Annotated in this window: 6 protein-coding genes and 1 pseudogene; 4 read left to right on the top strand and 3 right to left on the bottom strand. The window is 52.3% G+C overall.

The features are described 5' to 3' along the window. The 4 genes from MR847_RS06045 to MR847_RS06030 all read left to right on the top strand — a co-directional run. A partial coding sequence (locus tag MR847_RS06045; protein WP_287723228.1) for a hypothetical protein occupies positions 1 to 442 on the top strand: 442 nt, incomplete at its 5' end. Then, positions 432 to 1,424: a FecCD family ABC transporter permease gene (locus tag MR847_RS06040; protein WP_100424518.1), complete on the top strand. Its 993-nt coding sequence runs from the start codon at positions 432 to 434 to the stop codon at positions 1,422 to 1,424. The genes MR847_RS06045 and MR847_RS06040, both read left to right, overlap by 11 nt. Next, positions 1,417 to 2,139, top strand: coding sequence for an ABC transporter ATP-binding protein (locus tag MR847_RS06035; RefSeq protein WP_158256894.1), 723 nt, complete (start codon positions 1,417 to 1,419; stop codon positions 2,137 to 2,139). Before MR847_RS06040 ends, MR847_RS06035 begins: the two co-directional genes overlap by 8 nt. Beyond that, the gene (locus MR847_RS06030; RefSeq protein ID WP_287723227.1) at positions 2,102 to 3,055 is read left to right on the top strand and encodes a TraB/GumN family protein; all 954 of its coding nucleotides are present in this window, start codon (positions 2,102 to 2,104) and stop codon (positions 3,053 to 3,055) included. Before MR847_RS06035 ends, MR847_RS06030 begins: the two co-directional genes overlap by 38 nt. A gap of 11 nt (positions 3,056 to 3,066) precedes the next feature. Here the strand turns inward: MR847_RS06030 and MR847_RS06025 are convergent, their stop codons facing one another. From MR847_RS06025 to MR847_RS06015, 3 genes and pseudogenes are all read right to left on the bottom strand, one after another. Next, positions 3,067 to 4,419 (bottom strand): sigma-54 interaction domain-containing protein, encoded by a 1,353-nt coding sequence (locus tag MR847_RS06025; RefSeq protein ID WP_287723226.1) that lies wholly within the window; start codon positions 4,417 to 4,419, stop codon positions 3,067 to 3,069. A gap of 12 nt (positions 4,420 to 4,431) precedes the next feature. Then, on the bottom strand, positions 4,432 to 5,244 hold the full coding sequence (proC, locus tag MR847_RS06020; RefSeq protein WP_287723225.1) for a pyrroline-5-carboxylate reductase: 813 nt from the start codon (positions 5,242 to 5,244) through the stop codon (positions 4,432 to 4,434). Positions 5,245 to 5,254: 10 nt separating this feature from the next. Further along, positions 5,255 to 5,470 (bottom strand): annotated as a pseudogene (locus MR847_RS06015) (transcription termination factor Rho); the annotation flags it as partial.

Here is a 5,470-nt window from a genome sequence, read left to right as displayed (position 1 = left end):
CCAGAAGTCGATGAAGGAAAAGGTTTCTGGAGATTGGCGCACGCCGATTCTTTCGCACGGTCACGCTTTCCGCGACGCGGCTCTCACGTTCCAGATGAACGATACGCTTGTCGGAACGACCCGCACCTATTCGGATTCCGGACGTTACCAGATGACGGGTGAATATACCTACCGCGCCCGTTACCGCTTCCAGGACGATTCGACGATTGTGACGCGAGAAGTCTTTAAGGACCGTGGCGTCGTGCGCTGGGACTTTATCCAGTTCAAGATCGATGGCAAGAAATTCCTGTACCATCTGAAGAAAATCGAATTCCGCGATCTGAACGACAACTGGTTGAATGCCTTGCAGGGCTTTGACAAGGTCGATCCGGAAACCTACCTGAAGGTGGAAGGTTCGAACTCCAATACGCCGAAGTCCGTTTTGCAGGTCAATGCCAAGTAATGCAAAGTCCGCGGCAAGAATTTGGGGGGGATTTCTCTTCCTCGGAATTTTTACCGCCATCCTTTTTTTGCTGACGATTCTTTCGGGCCCTTCTTCGGTGGGCGTTTCGGATGTTATCCAAACATTTTTAGGAAAGAGCGATGTCGTGGCGAGCGATATCGTTTGGCAGATCCGTTTGCCGAAAGCCTGTGCGGCCCTCCTCACGGGCATTTCACTTGCGATCTCGGGCCTTGTGCTGCAGAGCGTTTTTAAGAATCCGTTGGCGGGGCCTTTTGTGCTCGGCGTAAGTTCCGGGGCAAATCTCGGCGTGGCGCTGGTACTGCTCGCCGGCTTTGGCGGTTCGATAGGCGTGTTTCCCTGCGCGGCTTGCGGAGCCTTTGGCGTGGTGCTGCTGGTACTCTTTGCGTCGAAGTTCGTGGCGCACTCCGTTTCGCTTTTGATTGTCGGTTTGATGCTCGGCTACTTCGTCGATGCGATTGTTTCTTTTTTGATGGCGACGAGCTCTTCGGAAGCGCTTCGCGGATTTATGACATGGGGACTTGGTTCGTTTTCGAGAGTTTCTTTGGATGTGGTCCCGACTTTTTTTGTGGTGACTCTTGTGGGCGTGATTTTGTGCGGTTTCTGTGTGCGTTACCTGAATGCAGCACAGGTCGGAGATTCCTTTGCGCAGTCGCTGGGGGTGAACGTGCGCCTTTCGCGCATGGCGGTTCTTTTGGGGGCGAGCCTTCTTGCCGCAGGGGCGACGGTCTGCTGCGGTCCGATCGGCTTTATCGGGCTTGCTTCTCCGCATATCGCCTATGGAATTTTTAAGTCATCGAATCACCGCGTGCTGCTTCCGGCGTCTGCACTGGTGGGTACGGAACTGGCTTTGCTTTCGGGGCTTGTTCCTGGAATTCCGCTTGCGAGCGTGACGAGCCTTTTTGGAGCTCCGATCGTCTTGTGGATTTTCTTGCGGTCGAGACGAGGAGGGGAACGTGCCTAACGCGATTCTTGAAGCGAAGAATTTTTCGGCGGGCTATACCCATGCATTGTTTGCCCCGGTCGATTTGAACCTTTTTGAAGGGGAACTCGTTTCCCTCGTGGGACCGAACGGGGTGGGCAAGAGTACTTTGCTCAAAAGTTTTGCAGGGATTCTTGACCCGTGGTCAGGCGAGCTTACGTTGTGCGGAATGTCGATGGAAAACTTTACGATGCGCAAGCGGGCTCAGACGGTCGCTTCTGTTTTTACGCAGGAACGCGTTCCTTACGGAATGTCGGTACGGGAATTCATTTCGCTCGGACGCATTCCGTATTCCGGATTTTTGGATGCCCGAACGGAAGAAGATGAAGCGGCGATCGATAAAGCGATTGCGAGCGTTCAACTTGAAAAATTTGTCGACCGCGGCGTGCTCAACCTTTCGGACGGGGAACGTTCCCGCGTGTTGATCGCCCGTGCGATAGCGGCTGAACCCAAGGTTCTTTTGTTCGATGAACCGACCGCCTTTTTGGACGTTCCCAATATTTTGAATCTTTTCCGCATTTTGAAAACGATGGCTTCGGAACGGAATCTGACCGTTCTGCTTTCGACGCAGCATGTGGATTACGCTCTGCGTTTTTCGGATAGGATTATCGGTTTTGACGGAAAAGGCTTTGTTCGCGAAGCGACTCCGCAAGAAATGAATGAATCCGGATTCTTGGGGTGGTCCTGTGTGGAATAAGCTTTGGAAGTTCGGCATTCTGGGATTCTTTTGTGCGCAATGCGTTGGCTGTGCAGGGAATCGTTCGGAAGAATCGGCGGAGCCTTTGAAAAGCCCTGTGTGCGGCGAAAAGCATTTGCTCTGGAAGGCGGAAAAATCAGGAGCGCCTGCCGTGTGGCTGCTCGGCAGTATCCATTTGGCGGATTCGTCTTTTTACCCGTTTGCGCCTGTGATCGATTCGGCTTTTGATGCTTCGAGCCTTCTTGCCGCGGAACTCGATTTGACTGAAGAAAGTACAATGCAGGAAACGGGCCGTTTGATGGCAGAAAAGGGAAGGCTTCCGGCTGGCGTGAAACTGGACAGTATTCTTCCCCAGGAATTGTATGCGGAACTCGATTCCGTGACAAAGGCTTGGAACATTCCGCTTGAAATTTTGAAGCCATTTCGCCCGTGGATGATCGCACTTTCGCTTTCTGCCGTGGCCATTGAACGCACGGGGCTTTCGGGCGAATATGGCATTGACAAGGAACTGCTTTTCCGTGCCGAAGATCAGAACAAGAAGGTCTTTGCGATAGAAACACCCGGGGAACAGGTGAGCATTTTTTCGGATGCAGAAGATTCTTTAGGCGTTCGCTACCTGAAGAATACGCTCGATGAGATTACACATGCGGATTCGTTGATTACCGAAATTGCGAACGCTTGGAAATGCGGTGACGTGCCAAAAATGCAGCGGATCTTTGCTATGGATAAGACGGACGCGGATTACGAGGAAGCGCTTTATACAAAGCGGAATTTGCGCATGGCAGAGAGTATCGATTCGTTGGCGACAGCCGGGGAAAAGGCGTTTATCGTTGTCGGTGCGGCGCATTTGGTCGGGGAAGGCGACAACATTATAAAGCTTTTACAGGACCGCGGTTATGCGGTCGAACAGCGGTAATTTTAAAAGGATTATTTGGATTTGTGCACGGTCTTGAGATCGAGACCGACGCGGTAAGCTCGCGCGTAAAGCGCGGGGCGTTGCATGCCAAAGCTTTCTGCGGTCTTTGTAACGGATCCGCCGTTTTCCTGGATTTTGGCGATAATGAATTCGCGTTCTTCTTTCTTTTGCAGTTCCTGAAATTCCGGGTAGCGGATACCTGTCCAGTCGCGTTTGGGAGCTTCAAGAGCAGGGACTTGAAGCTCGTTTGCGGGGAAAATATCTTCAATCGTAATTTCGTCGCCGTTCATTAAAACGATGGCGCGGTGAATGGCGTTTTCGAGCTCACGGATGTTGCCCGGCCAATCGTAGCGGATGAGCGCCTGCATCGTTTCGTCGGAAATTTTCGGTTTAAAGTCCTGGTTTAAGGCGAATTCCCGAATAAAGTGTTCGACGAGTTCCGGAATGTCTTCCTTGCGTTCGCGCAAGGTGGGAACGTAGATGGGGATGACGTTCAGTCGGTAATAGAGGTCCTTGCGGAAGAATCCTTCCTTGGCATCTTTTTGCAGATTGTGGTTCGTGGCGGCGACGATTTGAACTTTGATCTTTTTGGTTTCGCTGGATCCGACCGGGCGAATTTCACCTTCTTGTAGGGAACGGAGAAGTTTTGCCTGCATCGGCAGGGGAATGTCGCCGACTTCATCCAGGTACAGGACTCCACCGTTGGCAGCTTCGAAAAGACCTTTGCGCTCGGTGATGGCGCCTGTAAAGGCTCCGCGCGTGTGACCGAACAGTTCACTTTCGAAAAGGCTTTCGCTGATCGCGCTGCAGTTCACCGTAATCAAATGATTCGAAACGGACGCGATCGCTTTCGCCACCAGTTCCTTGCCGACGCCCGATTCGCCTTGAATCAAAACGGTTGCGCCTTTACTGCGGATCGCTTTGAAGATAGCGCCGTACAGCTTTTTCACCTGGTCGCTGTGCCCTACAATCTTCTTTAAGGCGCCGTTGATGTTGGAAAGGAGCGCAGACTGTTTTTTGAGTTTGGAAACCTCTGTCATGAAGCGCAGACGGAGTTCGTCAACACTGAAGATCTTGCTGAAAAAATCTTGGCAGAAGGCGCTGGGGTTCGAAATCTGAGTCCCGAAACCTAAAAAACGGGCTGCGGGAGAAATGTCTCGCAGCGAGTGTAAAAGGGTATCCGAAAAATGACGGTCCAAATTGACCACGGTGATTTCGGGAAGAAAGCGTCGAAAAACATCGTGCGCTTCCGAAGAGTTGGAACAAAGAAGGGTCTCATAGCCATCAACGCTCGAAAGTACATCTTCTAAAAAAGAGATGCTTTCATTTTCTTCGGAAAGGAAGAGAATGCGCGTTTTGGCCATGAGTGCTAGGACTTACTTGCCGAGAGCCTGGGAACGGAGCGTTGCCGCTTCGACCGTGTGCATCAAGGTTCCACGAAGACCGGCGTCTTCCAGAACCTGGACGCCTGCAATCGTCGTGCCGGCCGGGGAAGAAACCATGGCGGAGAGTTCACCTGTGTCCTTACCGGACTTCTTGAGAAGTTCGACGCTGCCTTCGATGGTGGCGAGAGTCAGCTGCATTGCGACCGGACGGGTAAGGCCCATCTTCACACCGCCACGCACAAGACCTTCGATGAATTCGAAGACATAAGCCGGAGCGCTGCCCGAAAGGCCCGTCACCGCGTCAATTAGGTTTTCACCGACGGTCACCGTCACGCCAACGGTCGAAAGCAAAGCCTTGGCGGTTTCGAGAGATTCGGCAGAAACGCCATCCGTTGCAATCGCGATAGCGCCCTTGCCGACAGTCAGCGGCAGGTTCGGCATCACGCGCACGACGTCACCATGTTCAAAGTCGAGAGCGTCGATGATCTTTGCACGGGAAACGCCAGCCATGATCGAAATGATTTTCGGCTTCGAAGAAACTTTACCCTTGGCGCTTGCGCTCCATTCGAGAGCGACAGCCTTAAAAACCTGCGGTTTCACGCAAAGGAAAATGACGTTTGCATCGTTTGCCATTTTGCCAAAGTCAGAATAGCGGACTGCGCCGAGTTCTTCCACAGGCTTTGCCGTTTTGTCGAACGGTTCGTGGAAAAGGATATCCTTTGGATTGTAACCGGAGTTGAGGAGGCCGCGGAGAATGGCTCCGCCCATGTTACCTGCACCAGCAAATGCGATTCTCTGAGACATGTTTTGACTCCTAGCCATTCATCGAGGCTAAAAATTCTTCGTTGTTCTTTGTCTTTTGAAGCTTGTCTCGCATGAATTCCATGATTTCCACGGAGGTCTGTTCCTGGAGGAACTTGCGCAAAATCCAGACGCGGCGGAGGGTATCTTCGTCGAGAAGAAGTTCTTCCTTGCGAGTGCCGGATTTGAAAATGTCGATAGCCGGCCAGATACGCTTTTCGGAAATGCG

Origin of the sequence: Hallerella sp. (assembly GCF_022776125.1) — a bacterium.
GTDB lineage: Bacteria > Fibrobacterota > Fibrobacteria > Fibrobacterales > Fibrobacteraceae > Hallerella > Hallerella succinigenes.
This window is presented reverse-complemented; position numbering and strand designations above follow the sequence as displayed.

Excerpts from the sequence above, each read along its gene's own strand:
- MR847_RS06040 (WP_100424518.1), top strand. The coding sequence starts at position 432 with ATGCCAAGTAATGCAAAGTCCGCGGCAAGAATTTGGGGGGGATTTCTC.
- MR847_RS06030 (WP_287723227.1), top strand. The coding sequence starts at position 2,102 with ATGAATCCGGATTCTTGGGGTGGTCCTGTGTGGAATAAGCTTTGGAAG.
- MR847_RS06025 (WP_287723226.1), bottom strand. The coding sequence starts at position 4,419 with ATGGCCAAAACGCGCATTCTCTTCCTTTCCGAAGAAAATGAAAGCATC.
- proC (WP_287723225.1), bottom strand. The coding sequence starts at position 5,244 with ATGTCTCAGAGAATCGCATTTGCTGGTGCAGGTAACATGGGCGGAGCC.